The 23,487-nt window shown below is 63.8% G+C and carries 26 protein-coding genes; 7 read left to right on the top strand and 19 right to left on the bottom strand.

Going from position 1 to position 23,487, the window contains the following annotated elements; genetic code table 11:
- Positions 1-52: 52 nt before the first annotated feature.
- The 4 genes from CYG48_RS03050 to CYG48_RS03035 all read right to left on the bottom strand — a co-directional run bounded on the left by CYG48_RS03050 (position 53) and on the right by CYG48_RS03035 (position 2,587).
- A complete protein-coding gene (locus CYG48_RS03050; RefSeq protein ID WP_118849028.1) occupies positions 53-1,195 on the bottom strand; it encodes a phage portal protein in 1,143 nt (380 codons plus the stop codon).
- A 91-nt stretch (positions 1,196-1,286) separates the two neighbouring features.
- The gene (locus CYG48_RS03045) at positions 1,287-1,649 is read right to left on the bottom strand and encodes an HVO_A0114 family putative DNA-binding protein (RefSeq protein WP_118849027.1); all 363 of its coding nucleotides are present in this window, start codon (positions 1,647-1,649) and stop codon (positions 1,287-1,289) included.
- A complete protein-coding gene (locus CYG48_RS03040; protein WP_245450532.1) occupies positions 1,646-1,966 on the bottom strand; it encodes a toxin-antitoxin system TumE family protein in 321 nt (106 codons plus the stop codon). The genes CYG48_RS03045 and CYG48_RS03040 overlap by 4 nt, the downstream gene beginning before the upstream one ends.
- A 12-nt stretch (positions 1,967-1,978) precedes the next feature.
- Positions 1,979-2,587 carry a hypothetical protein gene (locus tag CYG48_RS03035; protein ID WP_118849026.1) on the bottom strand — a complete coding sequence of 203 codons (609 nt, stop codon included), beginning with the start codon at positions 2,585-2,587 and terminating at the stop codon, positions 1,979-1,981.
- A 155-nt stretch (positions 2,588-2,742) separates the two neighbouring features.
- Between CYG48_RS03035 and CYG48_RS22760 the strand changes: the two genes are divergently transcribed.
- A complete protein-coding gene (locus CYG48_RS22760; protein WP_256371648.1) occupies positions 2,743-2,871 on the top strand; it encodes a hypothetical protein in 129 nt (42 codons plus the stop codon).
- A gap of 42 nt (positions 2,872-2,913) precedes the next feature.
- On the opposite strand, the gene CYG48_RS03030 is transcribed toward CYG48_RS22760, so the two are convergent.
- Together CYG48_RS03030 and CYG48_RS03025 are read right to left on the bottom strand one after the other, a co-directional pair.
- Positions 2,914-4,140, bottom strand: a complete 1,227-nt coding sequence (locus tag CYG48_RS03030; RefSeq protein WP_245450531.1) for a DNA-packaging protein — start codon at positions 4,138-4,140, stop codon at positions 2,914-2,916.
- Positions 4,141-4,465: 325 nt separating this feature from the next.
- Positions 4,466-5,032: a hypothetical protein gene (locus CYG48_RS03025; protein ID WP_118849025.1), complete on the bottom strand. Its 567-nt coding sequence runs from the start codon at positions 5,030-5,032 to the stop codon at positions 4,466-4,468.
- Between the two features lie 392 nt (positions 5,033-5,424).
- On the opposite strand from CYG48_RS03025, the gene CYG48_RS03020 reads away from it, so the two are divergent.
- A complete protein-coding gene (locus CYG48_RS03020; RefSeq protein WP_245450401.1) occupies positions 5,425-6,585 on the top strand; it encodes a catalase family protein in 1,161 nt (386 codons plus the stop codon).
- Between the two features lie 21 nt (positions 6,586-6,606).
- Here the strand turns inward: CYG48_RS03020 and CYG48_RS03015 are convergent, their stop codons facing one another.
- Positions 6,607-8,103 (bottom strand): protein adenylyltransferase SelO, encoded by a 1,497-nt coding sequence (locus tag CYG48_RS03015; RefSeq protein ID WP_445304316.1) that lies wholly within the window; start codon positions 8,101-8,103, stop codon positions 6,607-6,609.
- Between the two features lie 290 nt (positions 8,104-8,393).
- Between CYG48_RS03015 and CYG48_RS03010 the strand changes: the two genes are divergently transcribed.
- Entirely contained in the window at positions 8,394-9,026 is a 633-nt protein-coding gene (locus tag CYG48_RS03010) for an outer membrane protein (protein WP_118849023.1), read from the top strand.
- Between the two features lie 235 nt (positions 9,027-9,261).
- Here the strand turns inward: CYG48_RS03010 and CYG48_RS03005 are convergent, their stop codons facing one another.
- The 7 genes from CYG48_RS03005 to CYG48_RS02975 all read right to left on the bottom strand — a co-directional run bounded on the left by CYG48_RS03005 (position 9,262) and on the right by CYG48_RS02975 (position 14,688).
- Positions 9,262-9,462 carry a heavy-metal-associated domain-containing protein gene (locus tag CYG48_RS03005; RefSeq protein WP_118849022.1) on the bottom strand — a complete coding sequence of 67 codons (201 nt, stop codon included), beginning with the start codon at positions 9,460-9,462 and terminating at the stop codon, positions 9,262-9,264.
- Positions 9,463-9,505: 43 nt separating this feature from the next.
- Positions 9,506-9,940 (bottom strand): Cu(I)-responsive transcriptional regulator, encoded by a 435-nt coding sequence (cueR, locus tag CYG48_RS03000; RefSeq protein WP_118849021.1) that lies wholly within the window; start codon positions 9,938-9,940, stop codon positions 9,506-9,508.
- Positions 9,937-12,381 carry a heavy metal translocating P-type ATPase gene (locus CYG48_RS02995; protein WP_118849020.1) on the bottom strand — a complete coding sequence of 815 codons (2,445 nt, stop codon included), beginning with the start codon at positions 12,379-12,381 and terminating at the stop codon, positions 9,937-9,939. Before CYG48_RS02995 ends, cueR begins: the two co-directional genes overlap by 4 nt.
- Before the next feature lie 71 nt (positions 12,382-12,452).
- Entirely contained in the window at positions 12,453-12,725 is a 273-nt protein-coding gene (locus CYG48_RS02990) for a type II toxin-antitoxin system RelE family toxin (RefSeq protein WP_118849019.1), read from the bottom strand.
- The gene (gene relB / locus CYG48_RS02985) at positions 12,709-12,933 is read right to left on the bottom strand and encodes a type II toxin-antitoxin system RelB family antitoxin (RefSeq protein WP_118849018.1); all 225 of its coding nucleotides are present in this window, start codon (positions 12,931-12,933) and stop codon (positions 12,709-12,711) included. Before relB ends, CYG48_RS02990 begins: the two co-directional genes overlap by 17 nt.
- 40 nt (positions 12,934-12,973) lie before the next feature.
- Positions 12,974-14,077 carry a helix-turn-helix transcriptional regulator gene (locus CYG48_RS02980; RefSeq protein WP_118849017.1) on the bottom strand — a complete coding sequence of 368 codons (1,104 nt, stop codon included), beginning with the start codon at positions 14,075-14,077 and terminating at the stop codon, positions 12,974-12,976.
- Positions 14,078-14,190: 113 nt separating this feature from the next.
- The gene (locus CYG48_RS02975; protein WP_245450399.1) at positions 14,191-14,688 is read right to left on the bottom strand and encodes a YcgN family cysteine cluster protein; all 498 of its coding nucleotides are present in this window, start codon (positions 14,686-14,688) and stop codon (positions 14,191-14,193) included.
- Between the two features lie 196 nt (positions 14,689-14,884).
- Between CYG48_RS02975 and CYG48_RS02970 the strand changes: the two genes are divergently transcribed.
- The gene (locus CYG48_RS02970) at positions 14,885-17,119 is read left to right on the top strand and encodes a transglycosylase domain-containing protein (RefSeq protein WP_118849016.1); all 2,235 of its coding nucleotides are present in this window, start codon (positions 14,885-14,887) and stop codon (positions 17,117-17,119) included.
- 3 nt (positions 17,120-17,122) lie between these two features.
- On the opposite strand, the gene CYG48_RS02965 is transcribed toward CYG48_RS02970, so the two are convergent.
- A complete protein-coding gene (locus CYG48_RS02965; protein WP_118849015.1) occupies positions 17,123-17,443 on the bottom strand; it encodes a HigA family addiction module antitoxin in 321 nt (106 codons plus the stop codon).
- Positions 17,444-17,570: 127 nt separating this feature from the next.
- Here CYG48_RS02965 and CYG48_RS02960 point away from each other — a divergent pair, with 127 nt between their 5' ends.
- Positions 17,571-18,158 carry a DUF1214 domain-containing protein gene (locus tag CYG48_RS02960; RefSeq protein WP_118849014.1) on the top strand — a complete coding sequence of 196 codons (588 nt, stop codon included), beginning with the start codon at positions 17,571-17,573 and terminating at the stop codon, positions 18,156-18,158.
- Positions 18,151-18,729, top strand: coding sequence for a DUF1254 domain-containing protein (locus CYG48_RS02955; protein WP_118849013.1), 579 nt, complete (start codon positions 18,151-18,153; stop codon positions 18,727-18,729). Before CYG48_RS02960 ends, CYG48_RS02955 begins: the two co-directional genes overlap by 8 nt.
- A 9-nt stretch (positions 18,730-18,738) precedes the next feature.
- Here CYG48_RS02955 and CYG48_RS02950 read toward each other — a convergent pair whose 3' ends face one another.
- Positions 18,739-18,918, bottom strand: a complete 180-nt coding sequence (locus CYG48_RS02950) for a hypothetical protein (RefSeq protein ID WP_118849012.1) — start codon at positions 18,916-18,918, stop codon at positions 18,739-18,741.
- Between the two features lie 635 nt (positions 18,919-19,553).
- On the opposite strand from CYG48_RS02950, the gene CYG48_RS02945 reads away from it, so the two are divergent.
- Positions 19,554-20,594, top strand: coding sequence for a DUF2336 domain-containing protein (locus CYG48_RS02945; RefSeq protein ID WP_199925197.1), 1,041 nt, complete (start codon positions 19,554-19,556; stop codon positions 20,592-20,594).
- Between the two features lie 8 nt (positions 20,595-20,602).
- On the opposite strand, the gene CYG48_RS02940 is transcribed toward CYG48_RS02945, so the two are convergent.
- Genes CYG48_RS02940 through CYG48_RS02930 form a run of 3 tightly spaced genes read right to left on the bottom strand, consistent with a single transcriptional unit; the run spans position 20,603 to position 23,444 of the window.
- Positions 20,603-20,947, bottom strand: a complete 345-nt coding sequence (locus CYG48_RS02940) for a DUF1491 family protein (protein WP_118849011.1) — start codon at positions 20,945-20,947, stop codon at positions 20,603-20,605.
- Positions 20,948-21,007: 60 nt separating this feature from the next.
- Entirely contained in the window at positions 21,008-21,937 is a 930-nt protein-coding gene (locus tag CYG48_RS02935; protein WP_118849010.1) for a peptidoglycan-binding domain-containing protein, read from the bottom strand.
- Complete coding sequence (locus CYG48_RS02930; RefSeq protein ID WP_245450397.1) at positions 21,909-23,444, bottom strand: sensor histidine kinase; 1,536 nt, start codon at positions 23,442-23,444, stop codon at positions 21,909-21,911. The genes CYG48_RS02935 and CYG48_RS02930 overlap by 29 nt, the downstream gene beginning before the upstream one ends.
- Between the last annotated feature and the right edge of the window lie 43 nt (positions 23,445-23,487).

The following is a 23,487-nucleotide window of genomic DNA, read 5'->3' as shown; positions in this document are numbered from 1 at the left end:
GCCTCCATTGTAATACGCCGTATTACAAACCTATGCCTCAGCCGCCCTTTCATCAATAGCCAACAGCTTCCCGCTTTTCCTCGTCGGTCAGGAAGTCTGCCGCCCCCACCCTCGCCCATAGCGCCTCGCGCTCCAGCGCCAGCCCCGCCACCTGGTCCAGGTCCGGCTCCAGCCGCACCGTCTCGCCGTAGGCATCCGAAAGCCAGGCCGAAAAACTCGCGGCGGTGCGGGCGATCATCGGCAGCACCGTCAGCCGGTAAAAGGCGCGGTTCGCCTCCTGATAGTTCGCATAGGTGTTGTCGCCCGGAATGCCGATCAGCATCGGCGGCACGCCGAGTGCGAGCGCAATGTCACGCGCCGCCCCGTTCTTGGCTTCCACGAAATCCATGTCCTTGGGCGAAAGCGACATCGCCTTCCAGTCGAGCCCGCCTTCCAGGAGCAGCGGACGCCCGGCATTGACGGCTCCGGAGTACCCTTCCTCCAACTCCTCCTTCAGCCGCTCGTATTGGTCGGCCGAAAGATTGCCACCCTCCTTCGGCTGGTAGACCAGCGCCCCGGAAGGCCGTGCGGAATTGTCGAGCAACGCCTTGTTCCAGCCAGCGGCCGCATTGTGCAGGTCAAGTGCCGCGCCTGCAGCACCGAGCGGCGAAAACCCGCTATGGTCGTCGAGTGGATGAAAAAGCTTCAGGTGCAGCACCGCCGGCCGCCCATCCTCGCCCGCCTCGGCAGCAAGACGCCGGCTTACGCCACCGGCGCGATAATCATAGCCGCTCACCCAGCCGTCACGCCCTTCCACCACCGTCACCCGGTCCGGCCGCAACAGATGCAGTTCGCGCAGTTCGCCGCCGATCGCCAGAGGCTCGACATAGGCATTGCCGGAAAGCAACAGGTGACCATAGAGCATCTCGAAGAAGTCCGGCCCGCTTTGCCGCCCGTTCGGCCGCGCCAGAAGCCCAAGCGTCGGATGGTCGGGCACCTCCTCGGCTCCGTCATAAGCGAGCCAGGGAATGGAGGCTGCAGCCTCCGCCACCATGCGCATGGCGCGATGCGCCACCGGGTTTTTCATGAAGCCACCGCGCGCAAGCGCCGCATAGGACCGGCCGGACCACTGCGCCGCCGCCTCGCCCGAGACAATGGCAAAGCCGGAACTCAAGGTCCCCGCCATCTTCGCCTCTGCAGGCATGGCTGCCGACATGGCGCCGGGCGCCTTTGCAGCCACGGCTTTTCGCCCGCGCCTGGAAAACCAGGCCGGTTGGAAGAAAGGTTTCATGTGAATGTCCTGAGGTTTAAGCGGCTTCGCTGAAAGCCATTTCAACGGTGATCTTGTCCCACGGCACGTGGACCAGACCGCCAGATTCCTTTTCGATCAGACCCGCTGCAAGAAGCGCCGTGACGTCGGCATGAACGCCGCGATAGTCGCGTCCGAGCGTCGCCGACAGCTTGCGGATCGACGAGGCGCCGTCGCCCTTTAATGCGCGAAGCAGCCGCCACCGGTTTGGCGTCAGAACCTTGAGCAGCAGATCCATGCTTTCAAAGCCGATTGCCGAGGCTCCACCGCCCTCCTCGCCGCCATCGATCGCGGCGGCAGCCGTTGCCGCGTCGGAAAAGAAGTTATCCATGTCGGTCACATGCAGTCGGACTTCGCTCATTTCGTCATCTCCCTGCGCACATCTTCCTCGAAATCGGCAATCAGTTGCTGAAGGCTTGAGAAGCTGTAGGATTCCTCACGTTGGCCGTAGTGCCTGTGATCCCCTTTGCCTGCCTCATTGTCGTAGCCAACGATCCGCTGGCCGGGCCTGCCGAAGAACAGCGAATACTTCAAACCGTGAGGCCGCTCCGGACTTGCCTCCGGCAGCCGCCAGACCTTCATCTGGATGATCCTGCCGTCATTCAGCAACAGTTTTCGGTCTAGGATCAACAGCGCCGGAGCCATGATGTATAAAATAGCATATGGCGGGATCAGCATCAACCAAGAGCATCAACCAAGAGCATCGGCAAATGCCCGGCCATGGCCGGCTACCAGTTCCGCCCGGTCGGTGCCGTTGATGATGCGTCGCGCGCGGATCCAGTCGCTTTTTCGCGCCGTGAAATAGTCGCCGAGCGTGCGGCCGGTAAAGGTGCCATGCCGCATGCCCTCGATCAGCACCTCCACCGAGACCGGCAGTTCGAGAAGCCGCCCCGGATCAGCCACCAGGTCAATGCCAACAAGCTTCGACATCGTTACGTAGTTGCGCCGGTGCGTCAGCTGCACGAGGCCGCGGCCGAACCATGCCTTGCCATCGCGATCCCGCCGCCAATAAGGCGTCTTCACCGAGCCCAGGCGCCCGGCGCGAAACGCCCTTTCCAGCCGCTCGATTGCCGCCGCGTCACTTTTTGCCAGCGTTTCACGCACCGGCTGCATCGTTGCGGCTGTTTCATGGTAGGCGGTGGCCAGCACATAGGCCAAGGCAGTCGCCGGCAGGTCCGGCGCGCGGCCTTTCCAGCCGTCGAGGATCGCGTTCAATCCTGCCACCTGGCCGGTGCTGAGCCTGCCCTTCCAAGGCCTGAGGCGGATCATCCGGAAGAAGCGGTTGCGGTCAAGACCCATGTTAAGCTTACCCCTTCACCCTATCCCAAAGTTTCAATCGGTTTAGAATTTTTCAATCGTTTTAGAGCCTTAGCGGCTGATTTACATTTCGCTAATGATGTGGAACCAAAGACGGGCCGCAACGTTTTGGTCGGCTTTCTGAAGACAAGGAGATCATGATGATGCAGCAGCCACTTCCGGCCGCCCCTTCGAACCCGATCCCGCAGCACATCGTTGAGCGCCTCGAATCCGAGTGGAAGCAGATCCGCGAGAGCGCTCCGCAGCAGCCCGCGACCCGGCGTTGATCCAGCAGCCGGCTTGATCCGGCTGCCATTCCGGAGCCGCCGTTAGATCCCTCGGACGCGCGGCTCCGCAGTGTTCTCCAGCATCAGCGCCGTCAACGCCCAGACCAGGGCGTCCAGCCGATCCGGAGAGCGACCAGAAGACAACCCGTCGGGCCCGAAGTCGCACATCTGATCCTCCAGCTCCGAAAACCGCCCGGCATGCGCCACCCGCCCCTGCTCATAGAGCGCTGCAATCGGCTCGGCGCGCAGGAATTTGCCGCGCGTGGCGCGCACCATGCGCACCGGCAGGCCGGCATCAACGCTTTTCAGCATCGCCTCCACCATCTCGCCGCCCTGCTTCACCTCGGCAACGATCCGGTCGGCCTGGAAGCGCCCATAGGCCTTCGCCACTGCAAGCGCCCAGCCGGCCGGGCTCAATCCCTCGACCGAACAATCAGCCAGCACCACGGCGCGACCGCTGGTTTCGAGCCCCGCCACGACAATGCCGCAGCAGGAGCCGGCGCCTGAACCGGACGGCGGATCCACCGCCACCACGATCCGCCGGATCGCGCCGATCATCCGTCCGCCATGGAAGCCGATCCGGCAGGCGTCGAGATCGGCGCGCTTCCAGAGCGCGTCCTCGCGATCCTCGATCAGCTCGCCGCCGAGTTCCTGGCGTCCAAGCCGCGAGCCGCCGTAACGCGCCTCCAGCGCCGAAATGTAGCCCGGCGCCAGGTTGCCGGCATTGTCCTGCGTCGAGATCCGCACCAGCCGCGTGCCGGGATCGGCGATCAGCCGTTTCAGGATCGGCACCGGCCGCGGCGTCGTTGTCACCAGCTGCCGCGGGTCGTGGCCCAGCCGCAAACCGAACTGCAGCATATCGAACGTGTCTTCCGGATGTTTCCACTTCGCCAGCTCGTCACACCAGGCATAATGGAACTGCGGCCCGCGCAACGCCTCCGGATCCTCCGAGGAAAAGATCTGCGCCACCGCGCCGTTCGGCCAGACGAGCCGCCGTCGCGACACCTCGAACTGCGGACGATCCTTGCGTGCAATCCGGCAGATGCCGGAAACACCGTCGATCATCACCTCGCGGGCATCACCCAGCGTTTCCGCCACCAGCGCGATGCGCAGGTCCGACCGGGCACCTGCTGATGCGATACGATGAACCCATTCGGCCCCGGCCCGGGTCTTGCCGGAGCCCCGCCCGCCCATGATCAGCCATGTCCGCCAATCCCCCGGCGGCGGTTGCTGTTCAGGCCGTCCTGCCAGAGACCATTTCCGCCTCAGACGCGGTGCGTGGCCTTTCCACCCGCCGGGCCGCTTGGTGACCGCTTGGCAAAGCACCGGCGATCGGGCGCTTTCCCTCTTCTCCCCGACGGGGAGAAGGTGGCCCGCAGGGCCGGATGAGGGGGCGGGATACACGCCCTTGCCTGCCGCATCTCCAGTTGCGTCCGGATCGGCGACCACATCGGTCGCCGGTACGTCCGAACCCTCGCCTAGCGGAGCCGACGCGAACGCACCGGCTTGCACGGCTTGGTAGCCAACCTTGCGAATCTGTCCGATCGCCGACATCTCTTCCTCGTGCTGCTCCAGCACCTCGATACATCTCGCCTCAACCGGTGTCGGGCTGTTGCGGCGGACCCCCTGTGCGACCGCCGGGCTCGCCCGGATCAATGCCAGCGGCGATACATCGGCTGCGGTAGAGGGACTGTGCGCGGTCTTCGATAAGTTGCTCGACTTCACGCACCGCTTCTTCATAACCACCCTCGTCGGCCACCCGCTCCGCTTCCATCTCGCGGTCATGCGCCAGCTGGCGCTGCAGCCCGTCCACCTTTTCCAGCGTACGGACGATTAGCGACATGGCATCGGTGGCAGCCTTCACATCGGCGCGCGCCAGTTTCTGGGCCGCCTCGTCACCGCTTTCGAGCGCAATCTCGGCGGCGGCACGCATGCGGCGAAAGGTGGAAAACTGCTCGCGCATCTCCACCGTCATCTCGTTCAGGAGCCGTCGCAGCTCGTCTGCCGGATCGAACGGCACGTCCGCCGATTTCACCTCGAGCAAGACGCGACGCACTTCGCCCGCCAGCGCCGGATCCTCCGCCGGCGCCTTGCCGTCGTAGCTTACGCGTTCCGTCCAGGTGCCGAACAGGCTTGGGTCAAAGCGGTCGAATTCATCCATGGCAGGGGCTCCGTGCCTGCGCATCAACCGGGCATGGCAAGGCGCGCCCGTGTTTCCACGTCGCCCCAACCGTCCACGCTGCCGATCATGCTGGTAAAAAGAAGGCCCGGTGCAAAGGCCGGGCCCAGTTACTGGAGGATCGAGAACGACGGCTATGCTCCACGAAGCCGGAGCCACTCTGCCGCCGCAATTCCTCGACGATGACCAAAACCTACCAAAGCACCGTCACGCCGTCAAGGATTATTTTCCTATCCATCGCATAATTTGTCACGGTCCCGTCCAACACCTTGTTCTGCCGGAACATTTCCTTCGACCCTTCCGTTGAGGCGACATCATCCCGTTTGCCCGGCGGCGCCACGCCGCCTCACCTGCCCTCGAAAGCGAGCCGCCCGATGATCAATCGCCTCTCCGTCACGCCCGTTCGGTACCGTCCGGATGTCGAGGATATCCAGCCGGACGAGCCGACGCTGGCCAAGTCGATCGCCGACACCATGCTGTCGATCTCGCAGGAAACCTATTCGAATTCCGCCCATGCCATCCGCTCGGTGCATGCCAAGAGCCACGGGTTGCTCGAGGCGCGGGTCGAGGTGCTGGACGACCTGCCGCCGGAACTTGCGCAGGGCCTGTTTGCCAGGCCCGGCACCTATGAAGCCATTATCCGCCTCTCCACGACGCCGGGTGATTTTCTGCATGACACGGTGTCGACGCCACGTGGCATGGCGCTGAAGATCCTCGAGGTGGAAGGCGATCGCCTGCCCGGCTCGGAGGAATCGCGCAGCCAGGACTTCGTGATGGTCAATGCCAGGGAGTTCAATTCGCCGAGCGCCAGGGCGTTTCTCCTGAACCTGAAAGGACTTGCAGCCACCACCGACCGCCTCGAAGGCACCAAGGAAGTGCTGTCAAAAGTCTTCCGCGGCGTGGAAGCGACCTTGGAAAAAGTGGGGCTCGAAAGTGCCGCTCTGAAATCGCTTGGCGGCAATCCGCCGACCCATATCCTCGGCGAAAGCTTCTTTACGCAGCTGCCGCTGCGCTATGGCGACTACATCGCCAAGATCGCCGTCGTGCCCGCCTCGCAAAACCTCAAGGCATTGGCCGGCGCCAAGCTCAACACCTCGAAAGACGGCGATGTCATCCGCCATGCGGTGGAAGAATTTTTCGAAGACGAAACGGCGGTCTGGGACCTGCAGGTGCAGCTTTGCGCCGATCTTGATTCCATGCCGGTGGAAGGCGTCGATCCCTGGCCGGAAGAAAAAAGCCCCTTCGTCACCGTTGCCCGCATCACGGTGGAACCGCAGCAGGCGTGGTCGCAAGAGCGTGCCCGCCAGGTGGATGACGGCATGCATTTCAGCCCCTGGAACGGGCTATCGGCCCATCAGCCGCTCGGCCAGATCATGCGGTTGAGAAAACAATCCTATGAGCGTTCCGCCGCCTTCCGCTCGCAGCGCAACCGCACACCGGTCACCGAACCGTTGCAATGCCCCTTCGGCCACGGTGAACCAAAGCCCGGAATGCTCGACAAGACGGCCGAACCGCCCCCGCGCTTCCCGATCTGAGCGGCGGAGGCGAAGGCCTCCTCACGTACCGCAGAATGTCTGCGTCACGCGCTCCTCGGCCTTCGGCGGCAGCATGTAGTCGGCGAATTCCGGACGCTCCTCGAAGGGCTTTTCCAGCGCCTGCAGCAGCCGCTCGAAGAAGCTCAGGTCGCCGTAGTTGGCGGCCGCAATCGCCTCCTGGATCCGGTGGTTGCGCGGAATGATCGCCGGGTTGACGCTCCGCATCGCCGCCGCCCGCGCAGCGCCGCCCAGATCCTCGGCACCGAGCCGTTCGCGCCAGCGGCCGAGCCAGTCGATGGCCTTGGCAGGATCCTTGAATGTTGACAGAAAGCCATCGTCGTGGCCCTCGGCCGCATCGGCCAGCCGCCGGAAGGCGAGCGTGAAGTCCGCCTCGCCCTCGTGCATCGCACCCAGCAGCGCCTGAACGAGCTCGCCGTCGCCTTCTGCTTCGCGGCCAAGCCCGATCTTGCGCCGGAACACACCAAGCCAGGCCGCCTGGAAACGCTCGCCGAACGCCTTCAGCACGGCGTTCGCGCCTTCCACGGCCTTTTCCTCATTTTCGTCCAACAGCGGCAACAGGCATTCGGCCAGCCGCGCGATGTTCCACTGGCCGATTCCCGGCTGGTTGCGATAGGCGTAACGCCCCATCTGGTCGATCGAGGAGAACACCTTCATCGCGTCATATTCGTCGAGGAAGGCGCATGGACCAAAATCGATCGTCTCGCCGGACACCGTCATGTTGTCGGTGTTCATCACCCCGTGGATGAAACCGATGCCCATCCACTTGGCGATGAGATCAGCCTGCGCGAAGGCCACCGCCCGCAACAGCGCCAGGTAACGGTCGTCGCTGTCTTTCAGCTCGGGATAATGCCGCTCGATCACATAGTCGGCGAGCGTTCGCACGCCGTCGGTGTCACCGCGGGCGGCAAAGAACTGGAAGGTCCCGACCCGCACATGGCTTGCGGCCACGCGCACGAAAACCGCGCCCTGCTCGACATTTTCACGATACACCTGCTCGCCCGTCGCCACGGCGGCAAGCGCCCGCGTCGCCGGCACGCCGAGCGCGTGCATCGCTTCAGAAACGATATATTCCCGCAGAACCGGCCCCAGTGCGGCCCTTCCGTCACCCCGGCGCGAAAACGGCGTCGGCCCGGCGCCTTTCAGCTGGATGTCGCGCCGCCGTCCGGCCTTGTCCACCACCTCGCCCAACAGGATCGCCCGGCCATCCCCCAGCTGCGGCACGAAATTGCCGAACTGGTGCCCTGCATAAGCCATGGCGATCGGCGAGGCACCGGCCGGCACGACGTTACCCGCCAGGATCGCCGCCAGCCGCACCGGGTCACTTTCATCAGCCTCGATGCCAAGCTCGTCGGCTAGCGCCGTATTGAACTTCAGAAGCGTCGGCCCTTCCACCGGCTCCGGATAAACGGAAGCGAAAAAATGCTCGGGCAGTCGGGTATAGGAATTGTCGAAACGAAACACGGAATTCTCCTTCGGCCCCAATATGGGGAAGCTCAAAAACCGAACAAGGCAGGCGCCTTTTCGTTGCGCCCTCTGCGGAAGCTGCCGCCACGGAAAAGCCCGCTCGACCCGGTCCGCTTACTCCTTGAAGGAGCCTCGGGAACATTGCCAGAGCAACCCGCTGTCCGCCCGCACCGCGATTTCAAGATCTTCCCGGATTATTTTTGCCTTTAAGAATCAATCTGTTATACGGCAAGCGCAGATTTTTCAGGGTGTTGTATTTTAGTCATAGCCGAAGAACCGCGGCGCACTATCTATGCCTTCATGATCAACCCGGAGGGATACCCATGAAGGCTATTCTCATTCTTGCATCCGCGGCCGCCATGACCGCTTCTTCCGCTGTTTACGCCGCCGACGCGGTTGAAACCATCCCGGCCGCGCCCGAGGCGATCGAGACCGTTTCCGCATTCACCTGGTCGGGCCCTTACATCGGTCTGCACGGCGGTTACGCCTGGGGCAACGCCGACTCGACGCTTCTGCCGGGCGGTTCGGATGACTTCGACGGCGGCCGGTTCGGCGCCTTCGTTGGCTACAACTGGCAGTTCTCGAACGGCTTCGTCGCCGGTATCGAAGGTGACGTAAACTACGACTGGAACGAGAACACCTATGCCGGCGTCGATGCCGAATCCGGCTTCTCGGGCTCGGTCCGTGGCCGCGTCGGTTATGCCTTCGACCGCGCATTGCTGTTCGCAGCCGGTGGCTGGACGGCAACCAATGTCAACGTCGATGGCGGTGGCGTGGATGATGACGATACGCTGCATGGCTGGACCATCGGCGGCGGTCTCGACTACGCCTTCACCGACAACGTCTTCGGTCGTGTCGAATATCGCTACAACGACTTCGGCAGCGGCGACATCGCCGGAACCGATGTCGATTTCGACCAGCACGTCGTGAACGTCGGCATTGCCGTGAAGTTCTAAATCTCCAGCGGCACGGCAACCTCCTCCGCCGTGTTTGCAAGACCGCCCGAAGCTTCGCTCCGGGCGGTTCTTTTTGTCCCTTTGGCCGAAGCTTCGTGCTCGGGCGGTTCTTTTTTGTCCCTTTGGCCGAAGCTTCGTGCTCGGGCGGTTCTGTTTTATCCGTTTGGCCGAAGCCTGGTGCTCAGGCGGTTCTCCAGACTGCCTAAAGCTTTGCTCCGGGCGCTCCAAACGGACTTTAGGCTGCGACCCTTTCTGGCGAATAACCGGCTTCGCGGATGGCGTCTTCTGCCTTGCCCGCGTCACCTTCCACCGTCACCCGGTGGGCGCCGAGATCCACCGTCACCGGTGCACCCGGCAGCGCTTCTTCAAGCGCCCCGCGAACGGTCTTTTCGCAATGGCCGCAGGTCATGTCCGGCACGTTGAAAATGGCTGGCATGGTTTTTCTCCTTGGTTGATGTGCGTGTTCGTCGGCAGCCGCCTCAGGCGATCTGCCTGGTTTTCGTTGAGCTTTGGCGCGCACCGGCACCCTCGCCGGCTAGGTCGTCGAGGATCGGGCAGCTCGGCCGGTCGTCGCCGCCGCAGCAATGCGCAAGGTGTTTCAGCGTCTTCACCATGCCCTGCATCTCGGCGATGCGCCGCTCCAGATCGCTGATATGCGCGGTCGCGACTTCCTTCACCGAGGCGCTGGTGCGGCTCTTGTCCTGCCAAAGCTTCAGCAGCGTTTCGGTCTCCTCCAGCGAAAAGCCCAGCGAGCGCGCCCGCTTGATGAAGCGCAGCACATGCACCTCCTCCTCGCCATAAACGCGGTAGTTGTTGCCGGTCCGGCCCACCGGCCGGATCAGGCCGATCTCCTCGTAATAGCGGATCATCTTGGCCGATACGCCGGATGCGGCAGATGCTTCACCGATATTCATCGCGTTTCTCCAATCCCTGCCGTCTTCAGCCGCAGTGCGTTGCCGAGCACAAAGACGCTCGAAAGCGCCATGGCGCCCGCCCCGATCATCGGCGACAGCAGCCAGCCGAAGGCGGGGTACAGGACACCTGCCGCCACCGGCACCAGCGCCACGTTGTAGCCGAAGGCCCAGAACAGGTTCTGCTTGATGTTCTTCATCACCGCCCGGCTCATGCCGATCGCCGAGACAACGCCCGTCAACTCGCCCCCGACCAGAACAACGTCGGCGCTTTCAATGGCGATATCCGTGCCTGTGCCGATCGCGATGCCGATGTCCGCCTCGGCCAGCGCCGGCGCATCATTGATGCCGTCGCCGACAAAGGCGAGCCGGCGGCCAGCTTGGCGCAACTCGTGGATCGCCTTCACCTTGCCTTCCGGCAGGACCTCCGCCACGACTTTGCCGATGCCGACCTGGCGCGCGACGGCCTCGGCGGTACGGCGGTTGTCGCCGGTCACCATCACCACGTCAACGCCCATGTCCTCAAGCGCCTTGATCGCCTCGCGGCTCGACGCTTTGACCGGATCAGCCACGGCCAGCACACCGGCCAGGCGGCCATCCACCGCAGCATAGATGGGCGTCTTGCCTTGATCTCCAAGGCCTGCGGCAACATCGGCGAACTGGCCAACGGACAGCCCGAGCTTTTCCATGAAGCGGTCGGCCCCGACCAAGACCCGCCGCCCCTCGACCTCCGCCTCGATGCCGTAGCCGGTCACGGACTGGAAGCTCTTGGCCTGCGGCAGGGTGAGCCCGCGCGCCTCGGCGCTCTTGACGATCGCTTCGGCAATCGGATGTTCCGACTGCGCCTCGACACTTGCAACAAGCGCCAGCACCTCGTCCTCACCGAAACCATCTGCCGCCTGCAGATCGGTCAATTCCGGCCGGCCCTTGGTCACGGTTCCGGTCTTGTCGACAACGACGGTCGAAATGTTCTTCAGCTCCTGCAGCGCCTCGCCCTTGCGGAACAGCACGCCGAGTTCGGCCGCACGCCCGCCGCCAACGACGATCGACGTCGGCACCGCTAGTCCCATGGCACAGGGGCAGGCAATGATGAGCACCGCCACCGCATTCACCAGCGCATGCGTCAGCGCCGGTTCCGGCCCGACAAGGTACCAGAAGGCAAAAGTCAGCACGGACAGCAGGATCACCGCCGGCACGAACCAGGCCGTCACCTGGTCGACAAGCGTCTGGATCGGCAGCTTCGAGCCCTGCGCCTGCTCCACCATGCGGATGATGTTCGCCAGCATCGTATCGCGGCCGACCTTGTCCGCCCGAAACCGGAAGGAGCCGGTCCTGTTGATCGTGCCGCCGATGACCGTGCTGCCCGCGGTCTTTTCGACCGGCAGCGGTTCGCCGGAAATCATCGATTCATCGACATTCGAGGCGCCATCGAGCACCGTGCCATCCACCGGCACCCGCTCGCCCGGACGAATGACGACCACGTCACCAGCCACCACCTCGCCGGCCGGGATATCCAGCACTTTCCCGTCGCGATCGACGCGTGCGGTCTTGGCCTGCAGGCCAGCCAGCTTCTCGATCGCCTCGCCCGTCTTGCCCGTTGCCCGGGCTTCGAGAAGCCGCCCGAACAGGATCAGCGTGACGATCACGGTCGCGGCCTCGTAATAAACGAAGCGGCCGCTTTCCGGCAGCAGGCCGGGCGCAAACGTCGTCACCAGCGAATAGCCATAGGCCGCCAGCACGCCGATCGCGACCAGCGAATTCATCTCCGGCGCGCCGCGCAGAAGGGCTGGGATGCCGTGCTTCAGGAAGCGCAGGCCGGGCCCGAAGATCACCGCCGTCGCCAGCAGGAAATAGAAGTAATAGAGGTTCTGCGTGTCGATCACGCCCATCAGCCAGTGGTGGAACGGCTGATACGCATGGCCGGTCATTTCCAGCACGAAAAGCGGCAGCGTCAGCACCAGCGCAATCGCCAGGTCGCGCTTCAGCTTGCCTTCCTCGCCGCGATGCATCTGCATGTGGTCATGCCCGCCGGCATGGCTCCCGTGGCTCGCATGGCTGGCATGTATTGCATGATCCGCGTGAGCACTTGCGTCTCCACGCCCGTGCTCGTGCCCGTGCTCCGCACCATGCCCATGGCCGTGGTGCCGATGCACCTCCTCCGGCCCAGGCGTCGCCAGGCCCGCCTCGCGCATCGCATGCTGCATGGCGCCAGCGGGGATCTCATAGCCCACCTTGCGGATCGCCTTTTCCAGCTCCTCCGGCGAAAAGCCCTCGGCGGATTCGATCGACAGCTTCTTGGTCGCGAAGTTGACGGCGCTCTTGTCGACGCCTGCCACCTTGGCAGCGGCATTTTCCACCCGGCGTACGCAGGATGCGCAGGTCATGCCTTCGACGGGGATGGTGAAGGGCTCTGCTTTATGGATCGGCTTGACAGTCTGGTTCATGGCAGGAATCTCGCTTTCCTGCCTTATGTGGGGCTTCCCATCATGGGAAGGTCAAGAGGCTTGCTGTGTTTTTATCGCCGATAGACTTCGCGGCGGTGCCCGATACGCACGACGAGAACCTGCACGACATCATCGCGAATATGCGCGATGATCCTGTAGTCGCCTACCCGGTATTTCCAGAAGTCCTCCAGGCTCGGACCTTTCAGCGCCTCGCCAATCGATCGCGGGTCCTCAAGTCCCGCGACCCGCCCATGAAGAAACTTCAGGATCCGTCGGGCATTGTCATGGCCGAGTTTAGCCAGATCGCGCTGTGCATCACGCTGCAGCTCAATCGTCCAGGCCATACTGTTTCATGACCTGGGACAATGGCACGCTGTCGCTCTCACCACGGCGCAGGCTTTCGAGCCGCTCCTGGGCAAGGTAAATGTCTTCCAGATCATCAAGATGGGTGAGGATCGCTTCCCGCGCATAGTAGCTCTTGCTGCGGCCGGTCAGCCGGGCAAGCTCATCAAGGCGGGCTTCTATGTCGGGCGGCAATCGAAGGGCGAGCATTCCACGTCTCCATCCAGCGCCTTACATATAGCATCGCCGATCACTGACTGCCACCATCCCCCGGGGCCGACAGGCCGGAGAGCAGCAATACAAGTTCTGCCTGGCGTGTCGTGCCGGTCTTCTGCATGATCCGCTTCAGGTGCGACCGCGCCGTCTGGATCGAGATGCCGAGATTGGCGGCCACCGTTTCCGGCGTCTGCGCCAGCGCGATGCCACGCGCCACGCGGGCTTCCGCCGGCGTCAGGTCGAACAGGCCGCAGAGCACGCGCATGTCGGGGGGACCGACTTCGCCCACGGTCGTCACGGCCAGGATCGCCATCGAGCGGGAGAAGATGTCGCGCGCCGCGCGGCGAACCGGAAGGAGATGCAGGATCAGCGCCGGCTCCCCGTCACGCGAGGCGATCGGCAGGGATTGCACCGTCGGCACGGCCTGCGCCTTGTAGCGGCGGATCGCATCATCCAGCAGCGCGCTGGCACCCGGCGCCTCCAGCACGATCTTGTCGCCCGCGCCGGTGCGGATGCGCGGTGAAAGCGCTTCCATCTCGTTGTTCATTGCAATCGAGCGACCGGTATCGCCGATGACCGCCGCCGGGACGCCCACCATCGACAGCGCGTCGGCCATCGAGCGGGCTTCGCGGAAACCGAGCTGCGAGGCCATGTAGGCGGCGCGTGCGAGGTCGGGCTTCAAGAGGTTCAGCTTGGCGAGCTGTTCGTCGGTGAAGTGGCCGCGCCCCTTGGCATGCATCAGGATGATCGCGATCATGTGACCGCTCGGCTCCTGGAAAACGCAGCCGGCCTCCCATTCGATGCCATTCGGATGAAGGAAGAGCGGCGCGAGCTGGTCCTCGCGAAATTCCTTCTCGGTCAAGACGTCGATGTCGCGGGCGAAAACAAAGGGACTGCGCTCAAGCGCCCGCAAGGCGCGTGTATTGTTCTGGGCGTGCGGGCTCGCGGCAAACTTGGCATAGGCTTCGGCGACATTCGGCGTCGTTACGAAGCGGTGGTTGCCATAGGTATCGACCGTGAAGATGGAGGCGCAGTCGGCCTGGGCTTCCGCCGCAAGCTTTTCGCAGGTCTGCGTCCAGAGTTCTGGAACAAGAGCCGCTTCGTAGAGACTATCAGCAAAGTTTTCGTCTGACTTCATGCGTCGCGCCAGGACCTAAGGGGGAGAGCACGCCTCTTAGGCTCGTTATAGCCGGGCGTATACCCGCAAATCTACTGGGTAAACCCCGGCTTTTGACGCAGATTTGTCAGATTCTAGCGTTGTTCGCCCACATGCAGCGGCCAGTCCACGAGATAGTCTTCGAAATCTTCCACCGCGACGTCCGTTTCACTCACTGTGCGGCCCTGGGCCGAGATGCCCGCCTCGTGCACCGTCTGCGGGTCGCCGGAGACGAGCGGGTGCCACCAGTATAGATCCTCGCCATCGCGGATGAGGCGGTAACCGCAGGTCGGCGGCAGCCAGCTGATGTCGTTCACCGTTTCCGGCGTCAGCTGGATGCAGTCCGGCACGGTGGCCTGGCGGTTTTCGTAGTCCTTGCAGCGACAGCTCGTGCCGTCCAAGAGCCGACAGGCGACCGAGGTGAAGACCACCTCGCCCGTGTCCCAGTCTTCCAGCTTGTTGAGGCAGCACAGGCCGCAGCCGTCGCAGAGGCTTTCCCATTCCGCCTGGTTGAACTCGTCCAGCCGCTTGGTTTTCCAAAACGGCTCGTCGGCCGCCGGCTCGGCTATGATATTTGCGGCAGAATGGAACAAATCCTCGGCCTCGTCCTTTTACTCTGTTGCGATTTCGCTATCGCGCATAAACCTTTTGTCAGCTAATGCTGAATAACGGTGAGACGCTATTGCCTTTGATCCCTGCACGGGATGGCGTCAAGCGTATCTCATCAAAGGGTGGGGATTTTTGGGCGGGGACGACAAGGTGCAGGACGAGCCAAAACCATCCGACGACATGCCTTCCAAGGACATGCCACCCGCGCCGAAACGCAAGCGGCATATCCTGCTGCGCATCGACTCGTGGATCGACTCCACCGTCTGGAACCTCGGCTTCAAGCTTGGCGAGATCTGGGAAGAGATCACCATCTTCTTCCGGCGTTTTCGCGTGCGCGGCTGGAAGAAGCTCGGCTTCGAGATTGCCGGCGAGGCCATGACGCTCGGCACCGCCGGTTTCGTGCTGCTCCTGGCGCTCGCCCAGCCGGCATTCGAGGAAACCAAGGAAGACTGGCGCAACCGCGGCGACTTTGCCGTGACCTTCCTGGACCGCTACGGCAATCCGATCGGCCACCGTGGCATCATCCATGAGGATTCCGTTCCGGTCGACCAGTTGCCGGACCACCTGATCAAGGCGGTGCTGGCCACCGAAGACCGCCGCTTCTTCGACCATTTCGGCATCGACTTCTTCGGCCTGGCGCGCGCCATGACGGAGAATGCCAAGGCGGGCGGCGTCGTCCAGGGCGGCTCGACGCTCACCCAGCAGCTTGCCAAGAACCTGTTCCTGACCAACGAACGGTCGATCGAGCGCAAGATCAAGGAAGCCTTCCTGGCGCTGTGGCTGGAAGCCAACCTTTCCAAGAAGGAAATCCTCTCGCATTACCTCGACCGCGCCTATATGGGCGCCGGCACCTTTGGCGCGGCGGCGGCAGCCCAGTTCTATTTCGGCAAGAACATCACCGAGGTGACGCTGGCGGAATCGGCCATGCTTGCCGGCCTTTTCAAGGCACCGGCGAAATATGCGCCGCATGTGAACCTGCCGGCTGCCCGTTCGCGCGCCAATGAAGTGCTCTCCAACCTCGTGCAGAGCGGCATGATGACCGAAGGTCAGGTGATCGGCGCACGCCGCAACCCGGCCTCCGTCATCGACCGCGCCGACGTCAAGGCGCCGGACTTCTTCCTCGACTGGGCCTTTGACGAGGTGCAGCGGCTGCATGCGCGGGGCAAGCTCAAGGAGCGCTCGGTGATCGTGCGCACCACGATCGACACCGCCCTGCAGCAGGTGGCGGAAGCCGCGATGGAATCGAGCCTGCGCGAATACGGCGAAAGCTACCGCGTCAAGCAGGGCGCCATGGTGGTGATCGAAAGCGGCGGTGCGGTGCGCGCCATGGTCGGCGGGCGCGACTACGGCGAAAGCCAGTTCAACCGCGCGACCAAGGCGCTGCGGCAGCCGGGCTCCTCCTTCAAGCTCTATACCTATGCGGCGGCCATGGAAGCCGGGATGAAACCCGAGACGACGATTTCCGATGCGCCGATCACCTGGAACGGCTGGTCGCCACAGAACTACGGCCGCTCCTACAAGGGCAAGGTGACGCTGATGTCGGCGATGCAGCAGTCGCTGAACACCGTTCCCGTGCGGCTCGCCAAGGAAAAGCTCGGCACCGACGTGATCGTCCAGACCGCCAAGGCGTTTGGCGTCGAAACGCCGCTGCGCAAGGACAAGACGATCCCGCTCGGCACCTCGGAAGTCACCGTGCTGGACCAGACGACGGCATATGCCGTGATGCCGGCCGGCGGCATGCAGTCGCGCCGCCACGGCATCGAGCAGGTGCTGGGTTACAATGGCGAGGTGTTCTACGACTTCAACCGGGACGAACCCCCGGCGAAGCGCGTCCTGTCCGAACAGGCCATGGTTTCGATGAACCGCATCCTGTCGACGATCCCCTACCAGGGCACGGCACGGCGTGCGGCGCTTGATGGCGGCATCGTCACCGGCGGCAAGACCGGCACCTCGCAGAGCTATCGCGATGCGTGGTTCATCGGCTTTACCGGCAATTACACGGCCGGCGTCTGGTTCGGCAACGACGACTTCACCTCGATGAACAACATGACAGGCGGCTCGCTGCCGGCCATGACCTTCAAGACGGTGATGGACTATGCCCACCAGGGCATCGAGCTGAAACCGATCCCGGGCATCGAAAACCCGCTGCCGACCGGCAACCGGAAGGGAACCGAAGTCGCCAAGAAGGGCGAAGACGGCAAGGCCGTACCGCAGGCCTTTACCCGCCCGCGCACGCTTTCGGCCGATTCCACCCGCGTCTTGAAGCAGATCGCCGAGAGCCTGAAATCAGCATCGGCTATTCCCGCGGCCCCTGCCCGCGTCGCGGAAGCAGAGGCGCCGGTGGTTTCGCCGGCTGTCGCACCGGGCAAGCCGGAAGCGATCTTCAAGCCGATCAGCCTGGATGTACGGCGGTAGCCGTCATGCGGCGCGGGGCGCGATCCGCTCCAGCTGTTCGCCGAGCTCCCGGCGCCGCTGCATGAGGTCGTAATCTGCCTGCAGGCCAAGGAAGAAGCCTTCGGACATGCCGAAATACCGCGCCAGCCGCAGATCCGTATCGGCCGTGATTGCGCGCTTACCCATGACGATCTCGTTGATGCGGCGCGGCGGCACGTCGATGGCGCGGGCCAGGGCATTTTGGCTGAGAGCGAGCGGCTCCAGGAATTCCTCGAGCAGGATTTCGCCCGGATGCGGGTTCGGCAACTGATCGTTGTCAGGCATGGTAGTCGACGATTTCGACATCGGCGGGGCCTCCACAGATTAGGGTACAGTGTACGGCAATCACCGCGAGTTTGTCCGTCACCCATTTCCCCTCGGCGAAATCAGTGCTAACCCTCTGACGCGTCTGATCCGAAAGCCAAAGCTGCCAGTGTTTCGTGTTCCTCTTCTTATCGCCATCGCGCTGACGATCGCCTTCGGCGGCGGAATCTGGTCCACACTGGTGGCGCTCGATGCGACCGTCGGCTTCGGCGCGATCAAGCTCGGCCCATGGGAAGCCTTTCCGCAGGCCCAGACCGCCAGTGCCGATCCTTATGCCAAGGCACACCGAGCAAACGCCGGCAAGCTGCTTTACGCCAGCGCCGAAGGGCTTACATTCACCGCAGCAACGGATGAAACAGGCGCGCGGCTGAGCGGCGACTGTTCCTACCGCATGTCGGGCCATACGCCCCCTGCCCGCCTCTGGACGCTGTTCACGACGCTGCCGGACGGACGGCGGCCCACATCGAACGCCGATCTTCCTTCGGCGCTCAACTCACGCACCGTTTTGCGTGACGCAGAGGGTGCCTTCGATATCGTCATTTCGCCGACTGCGACGCCCGGCAATTGGCTCGCGGTTCCGGCCCGTGGTCCCTTCCGGCTGACGCTGACGCTGCTCGACACCCCGACCGCCGGCAGTTCCGGCCTCATCGACCTCTCGATGCCGCGCATCGAGAAGATCGGGTGCGGCAATGTCTAGGTTCGCGCTTCAGCTGATCCTCGCGGTCGTCGTCGGCCTCATCGGTGCCGCGCTCCTGCACCTCATCATCGTGCTGCTGCTGCCGGAGTTCAGCGAAAAGGACGCCTATACCCGCGTGCTCGCCAAGGGCGAGATGCACCGCTTCTACCAGCTTGGATCCGTTGCTGACCGCACGGGGCTTGGCATGGACGACCCTTACCTGCCGGTTGCGGTCTGCGCCTATGACATTTCTGAAGGGCCGGTGCGGCTTGCGGCGGCCAACAACGGGCTACCGTTCTGGTCGCTTGCCGTGTTCGATGCTTCCTCGAACGAGATCTTCAGCATCAACGACCGGACTTCTGCCGGCGGCGCGCTGAACGTGGTGATTGCGACGCCGGTGCAACTGACGGCGCTGCGCCGTTCGCTTCCGGAGCCTGTGTCACAATCGATCATGGTCGAAACCACGGCAGCACAGGGTTATGTCGTGTTGCGGAGCCTCGCGCCCCAGCCAAGCTACGAAGAGCTCGCGTCGCAGTTCCTGAGCGAGGCAAGCTGCGCGCCCTTCGAGTGGCGCTCCAGAAGCCGTTTCTGATCGCAGGAACTACTCCGCCCCGACCGCCTGGTTTTCCGGCCGGCTGTTCAGCCAGTCGCCATAACGTTCGTAGCGCACGCCGGTAAACAGCAGGACCTGCGCGGACGCCTTGTCCTCGCCAATCCGGATCTCCGGCTTGCGCGCGGCGTGTTCGCTGCGCCATTTGTTCAAAATTACGATCTCTGCCATGCTCGCCTCCGCTAGGAATTCGAGACGGATGAAGACGGATCGATCTCACCCTGCCCAAACCGATGGGCTGGCGCTTCCGGTTTGCCGGCATCAGCGCCTTTCTCGTCTGTGCGCCTCCTCCGAGGCGCAGGGACATTTCCAGTTTCGCCGGCTCATTTCCACCGACAGGATCAAGGAGCAGGACCATCCGGCCCCTCGAGCAAGCTCGGCCGAAGCAGAACCAGTTACCGCAGATTCAGCCAGAGCATGGTTAACAGCCGATTAACGCTAATGTAGCAGTTGCCAACCACGCATGTCTGGGATCCGAAGCGTAAAACGCAGGCCCTGGCCTTTGGTTCACGGGCCTTTGGTTCACGGGCCTTGCGGTCACAATGCTGTTCCCGTCCCAGCCTGTGGACGGCAGCACCGACAGACGTATCAATACGATGCATTTTCACCGAGCGTTAACCGTCGAACGGTTAGCATCCGGTTAAACCAGCGCGTTCCGTTTTGCGACGACATCCACGCTCGCCTGATGGTGCGACGCCGCCGGGAGTTTCCCAGGAAAGGTACGATGACGCGGCGGGCATGTGTGCGCCCTCCATCAGTGTCGTCGCACCATCCGATTTGTATTGCGTAGGATGCGGGTAAGCCCTGTGAACAATGAGTTTCGAGAGCTGGAGAGGCCTCAGGCCGTGCGTAAAAAGGATGTGGTGCTGATGGCCACGGTGACGAGTTTCGAGAGCCTGCCGCATCCCTCGCGGTCGGAACTCCGACAGTTCGCCGAGCTCTTCACGCCGCTCTTTACCGCCTCATCCGAGGAAGCACGTCGCGAGGCAGTCGCCGCGCTGTCTCAATGCCCGAACGTGCCACCTGCCGTTGCCTTCTTCATTGCCAGCCAGCCGATCGCCATTGCGGCCCCCTTCCTGATCTCGTCGAGCTGCCTCAGCGACGACACCCTGATTGCGATTGCCCGCACGCAAGGCGAGGCGCATGCACGCGCGATCGTGCGGCGCGAGGCGCTGTCGCCACGGGTCATCGACGCGCTGGTTGGCCTGCGGCACGACCGCGGCATCAAGCCGGATGCAGACCCCGCCCCCGCCTCACCCCAGCCGGCGGAGAACGCCTCGAGCGAGGCCGAGCGGGTGGCGCGCGAAGAGGACATGCGCAAGCGGCTGCGGATGCTGGCCGGCCACATCACCCGCCCGGCGAGCGACCGGCTCGGGCTGCGCAGCCTTTCGGCCGTGCAGCAGGCGCTCCTGGTGCGCTTTGCGCGCAACCGGGAAAACGGGCTTTTCGCCTCGGTGCTGGCGGATGCGCTTTCGGCGAGTCGCTGGCTGTCGGAGCGGATCATGCTCGACATTTCCGGCCAGCAGCTGGCGACGACGCTCAAGGGTCTTGGCATGGACACCGAGGATGCGCTTTTCATCCTGCAGCGGATCTATGACCACCTGTCCGGGACCGAGGCTGGGATGAGCCGCGCCGAACGGCTCTGGAACCGGCTGGACGAAGACCAGTGCGGGCAGCGGGTGGAAGCCTGGCGGCGCGCCGACAGCTATACCTATTCGGAGCCCGTGGCTGCACCGCCGGCCGAGGCGGGCCCAGCCCAGCAGGACATCGAGGAAACCGCAGCACCCCTGCGCACGACCGCGAGCGTTCGGCAGCCCGGCCGCTACAGCATTCGCCGCAGCGCCTGACGGCAATCTCAGCCGTCCGGCTCGACGACCTCGAAGAGGTCGGCAACGTCGTCGATCTCCAGTTCCACCAGCCATAGATCCGGATCGAACTTCAGTTCACGCGCCAGGAGATCAGCGATCTCGTGCGCTTCGACGCGCTCAGCCCTCACCTCGAACTTGCGGCTGCCCTCGTCCTCGCCAAAGAAGCTTTGCGGCGCGGGCGCGTAAAGCGTTTCCAGTCCATCGCGGAACCGTTGGCGGATGAAGATGGCGCCGGCGGACTCGGCCCCCTTGTGTTCCACGGCAGCAAACCCGCCGAGCCCGAAGACGCGGCGGAGAAGGGTGGAGACGAACATATCGGTCTTGAGGCGCATGCGCCCCTCATAGGGTCACGCGGCGTCGGGCGCAAACGGAATGCGTCCAACGGGTCGTGGCTAGAGGGCGCCGATCGATTTCAGCTTCTTCAGCACCAGTTCGTCCGGTTCGCCGGTTTCCGGCAGGCGGTAGTGCTTCTGGAAACGCCGGATGGCGGCCTTCGTCTGGCTGCCGGCGACGCCATCCACCTGCACATCGGCATAGGCGATGTTGGAAAGGCCGCGCTGGATCTGCAACACCAATGACGTCGCCTGCGCCTCATTGCGGGGCGCGACGGGAAGCCGCTGTGCCGGCTTCTGCGACACCGGCACGACGTTGCGCGCTGGGTTGGAGCCGGTGGCGTTGGGGATATCGGCTGGCGGCACGGTGAAGGGCTTGCGTTCGGCGGAGCGAATGGCCGCGGCAATCGGGTCTTCGCCGCGCGGCTTTTCCTGTGCGGGTTTGGGCGGCTGCGGCTTCGTGACCGACTTTGCCGTCTCGACGTGAGCTGGGGCCGGGGCTGGCGCCGGCTTCGGCATCGGTGCCGGCAGCGGCACGGCATGCTCGGGCATCGGCTGCGCCAGTTGCGGACGCTGCGCCGGTACTTCGGCAGGGATCAGATCCTCGACCTGCAGTTCTGCCGGTTCCGGAACCTGCGGCCGGATAACAGTCGTCGTTTCGTTCGGTGTCTCTGCCGACGTGGTGCGCTCGATCTTGAAGGTCGTCACGTCGTCGGGAGGAATCTGGCGCATCGGCCGGTAACCGGCGAAGCGGTTCGGATCCTGCGCGTCACGCGTGGCGAGGAAGGGCGATGGATGGCCGCCCGGCTGGTACCACAAGGCGTTGGCTGCAACGAAACTGAAGACGACGCCGAAGGCGGCAATACCGAACAATGGCTTTGGATGGCGCGCAGCAGCCCGTCCCGCACCGGCGGCAAGGCTTGCCAGAAGACCGGGTTCGCGTTTGGCGTTCTTTTTCCGGTCAGGCGATTTTCGCTTGCGCGCGGCCATTGCAATTATCCTGTTCGCCCATCATGGCGGTCTGCCTTGGCGCTTTCAGCCGCGGCGGGAATTCCACTCTTTCTTCACGGGGCTGATCCCCGTCGTTTGCAACGCCCGACCCGTCTGCGGGAAGCGTCACGGTGACAACCGTCCCCTCGCCCGGCCGGCTTTCGATATCAAGGCTGCCGCCATGCAGCGCCACCAGGCCCTTGACCAGCGAGAGGCCAAGCCCCGTGCCCTCGTAAGCGCGGGTGAGCGCGTTTTCGACCTGCATGAAGGGCTGGCCGATCAGCAGCAGCTTTTCCGGTGCGATGCCGATGCCGGTATCGCTGACCGAGATGACGAGGTTGTCACCGGACAATATGGCGTCAATCGAGACGACGCCACCGGCGCCGGTGAATTTGATGGCGTTATTCGCAAGGTTTATCAGGATCTGCTGAACGGCCCGGCGATCGGCCACGACTTCGCCGAGGCCCCGTGCGGTGCGGCTCGTGAGCGTGATGCCCTTTTCGCGGGCGGACAGATCCAGCATGGCGCGGCAGGCTTCCATCGCCTCGCCGATGACGAAGGGTTCTGCCAGCAGTTCGTAACGGCCGGCCTCGATCTTCGACATGTCGAGCATGGTGTTGACGACCGAGAGCAGATGCGCGCCCGACTGGCGGATCAGTCCGACATATTCGCGCTGGCGATCATTGGCGAGCTTGCCGAAGTATTCACCGGCGAGCACATCGGAGAAACCGAGGATGGCGTTGAGCGGCGTGCGCAGCTCGTGGCTGACGGCCGCAAGGAATCGCGACTTCGCTTCATTGGCCGAATGGGCTTCGGCCATGTGGGCGGCAGCTTCGGCGCGAAGCTCCTCGTCCTCGGAAAGGTCGCGCGCCTGGGCAAATACGGAAGACAGATCACCGGCATCGTCGCGGATCGCCGTCATGTCGAGGCGAATCAGCATGAACTGGCGGCCGGAGACCGACAGCGGACGTTCGATGCGGATATCGGCGCAGGCGCTGTCGGCACCCTGGCGCAACGCGTCAAAGGCCTGGACCAGCGCTATGCGGTCCGAAACGTGGGCGAGTTCGGCGAGCGGCTCGCCGGTCGAATCGGCAAGCTTCACCGGGAAGGCATGTGCATCACGGCCGCCGGTCTTCAGCACGTCGCCATGCGGATCGAGCATCAGCGCCAGACCCGGGCATGCGGCAAAGATCCGCTCGTCGATCTGGGGTGCGAGCGCTTGCGCGGGTTCGCGCTTCAGGAGCGCAAACAGGGTCGCGACGGACAGAAGGAACAACGAAAAGACGAGAGCGACACCAACTGGAAGCGCAAGCGCCGGCTTCATGACCAGCGTCAGCATGGCCGGCACCACCACAAGCGCCCCGGCCACGCCAAAGGCCAGGCGGCGAACCAGCGCGACATCGCCGAGGCGCACCGTTTCGCCGTCGCCAATGCTGGCAAGCCAGCGGACAGCGGCCGCGTCGACCAGCTGAACCACCCGACCGGCAATGTTACCCAATACGCGCACGCAATACCCTGGAACAAACTCGTTTCTTGGCGCAGACAATAGG

Origin of the sequence: Neorhizobium sp. SOG26, assembly GCF_003491345.1 — a bacterium.
GTDB classification, from domain to species: domain Bacteria; phylum Pseudomonadota; class Alphaproteobacteria; order Rhizobiales; family Rhizobiaceae; genus Neorhizobium; species Neorhizobium turbinariae.
This window is presented reverse-complemented; position numbering and strand designations above follow the sequence as displayed.

Bases quoted from the DNA above. Each gene is read 5' to 3' on its own strand.
- CYG48_RS02990 (WP_118849019.1), bottom strand. From the start codon at position 12,725: ATGGCCTGGACGATTGAGCTGCAGCGTGATGCACAGCGCGATCTGGCT.
- CYG48_RS03010 (WP_118849023.1), top strand. From the start codon at position 8,394: ATGAAGGCTATTCTCATTCTTGCATCCGCGGCCGCCATGACCGCTTCT.
- CYG48_RS03005 (WP_118849022.1), bottom strand. From the start codon at position 9,462: ATGCCAGCCATTTTCAACGTGCCGGACATGACCTGCGGCCATTGCGAA.
- CYG48_RS22760 (WP_256371648.1), top strand. From the start codon at position 2,743: ATGATGATGCAGCAGCCACTTCCGGCCGCCCCTTCGAACCCGATCCCG.
- CYG48_RS03020 (WP_245450401.1), top strand. From the start codon at position 5,425: ATGATCAATCGCCTCTCCGTCACGCCCGTTCGGTACCGTCCGGATGTC.
- CYG48_RS02935 (WP_118849010.1), bottom strand. From the start codon at position 21,937: ATGGCCGCGCGCAAGCGAAAATCGCCTGACCGGAAAAAGAACGCCAAA.
- CYG48_RS02940 (WP_118849011.1), bottom strand. From the start codon at position 20,947: ATGCGCCTCAAGACCGATATGTTCGTCTCCACCCTTCTCCGCCGCGTC.
- CYG48_RS03045 (WP_118849027.1), bottom strand. From the start codon at position 1,649: ATGAGCGAAGTCCGACTGCATGTGACCGACATGGATAACTTCTTTTCC.
- CYG48_RS03025 (WP_118849025.1), bottom strand. From the start codon at position 5,032: ATGGATGAATTCGACCGCTTTGACCCAAGCCTGTTCGGCACCTGGACG.
- cueR (WP_118849021.1), bottom strand. From the start codon at position 9,940: ATGAATATCGGTGAAGCATCTGCCGCATCCGGCGTATCGGCCAAGATG.
- CYG48_RS02980 (WP_118849017.1), bottom strand. From the start codon at position 14,077: ATGAAGTCAGACGAAAACTTTGCTGATAGTCTCTACGAAGCGGCTCTT.
- CYG48_RS03040 (WP_245450532.1), bottom strand. From the start codon at position 1,966: ATGCTGATCCCGCCATATGCTATTTTATACATCATGGCTCCGGCGCTG.
- CYG48_RS02950 (WP_118849012.1), bottom strand. From the start codon at position 18,918: ATGGCAGAGATCGTAATTTTGAACAAATGGCGCAGCGAACACGCCGCG.
- CYG48_RS02955 (WP_118849013.1), top strand. From the start codon at position 18,151: ATGTCTAGGTTCGCGCTTCAGCTGATCCTCGCGGTCGTCGTCGGCCTC.
- relB (WP_118849018.1), bottom strand. From the start codon at position 12,933: ATGCTCGCCCTTCGATTGCCGCCCGACATAGAAGCCCGCCTTGATGAG.
- CYG48_RS02995 (WP_118849020.1), bottom strand. From the start codon at position 12,381: ATGAACCAGACTGTCAAGCCGATCCATAAAGCAGAGCCCTTCACCATC.
- CYG48_RS02970 (WP_118849016.1), top strand. From the start codon at position 14,885: ATGCCTTCCAAGGACATGCCACCCGCGCCGAAACGCAAGCGGCATATC.
- CYG48_RS03050 (WP_118849028.1), bottom strand. From the start codon at position 1,195: ATGTCGGCAGCCATGCCTGCAGAGGCGAAGATGGCGGGGACCTTGAGT.
- CYG48_RS02965 (WP_118849015.1), bottom strand. From the start codon at position 17,443: ATGTCGAAATCGTCGACTACCATGCCTGACAACGATCAGTTGCCGAAC.
- CYG48_RS03035 (WP_118849026.1), bottom strand. From the start codon at position 2,587: ATGGGTCTTGACCGCAACCGCTTCTTCCGGATGATCCGCCTCAGGCCT.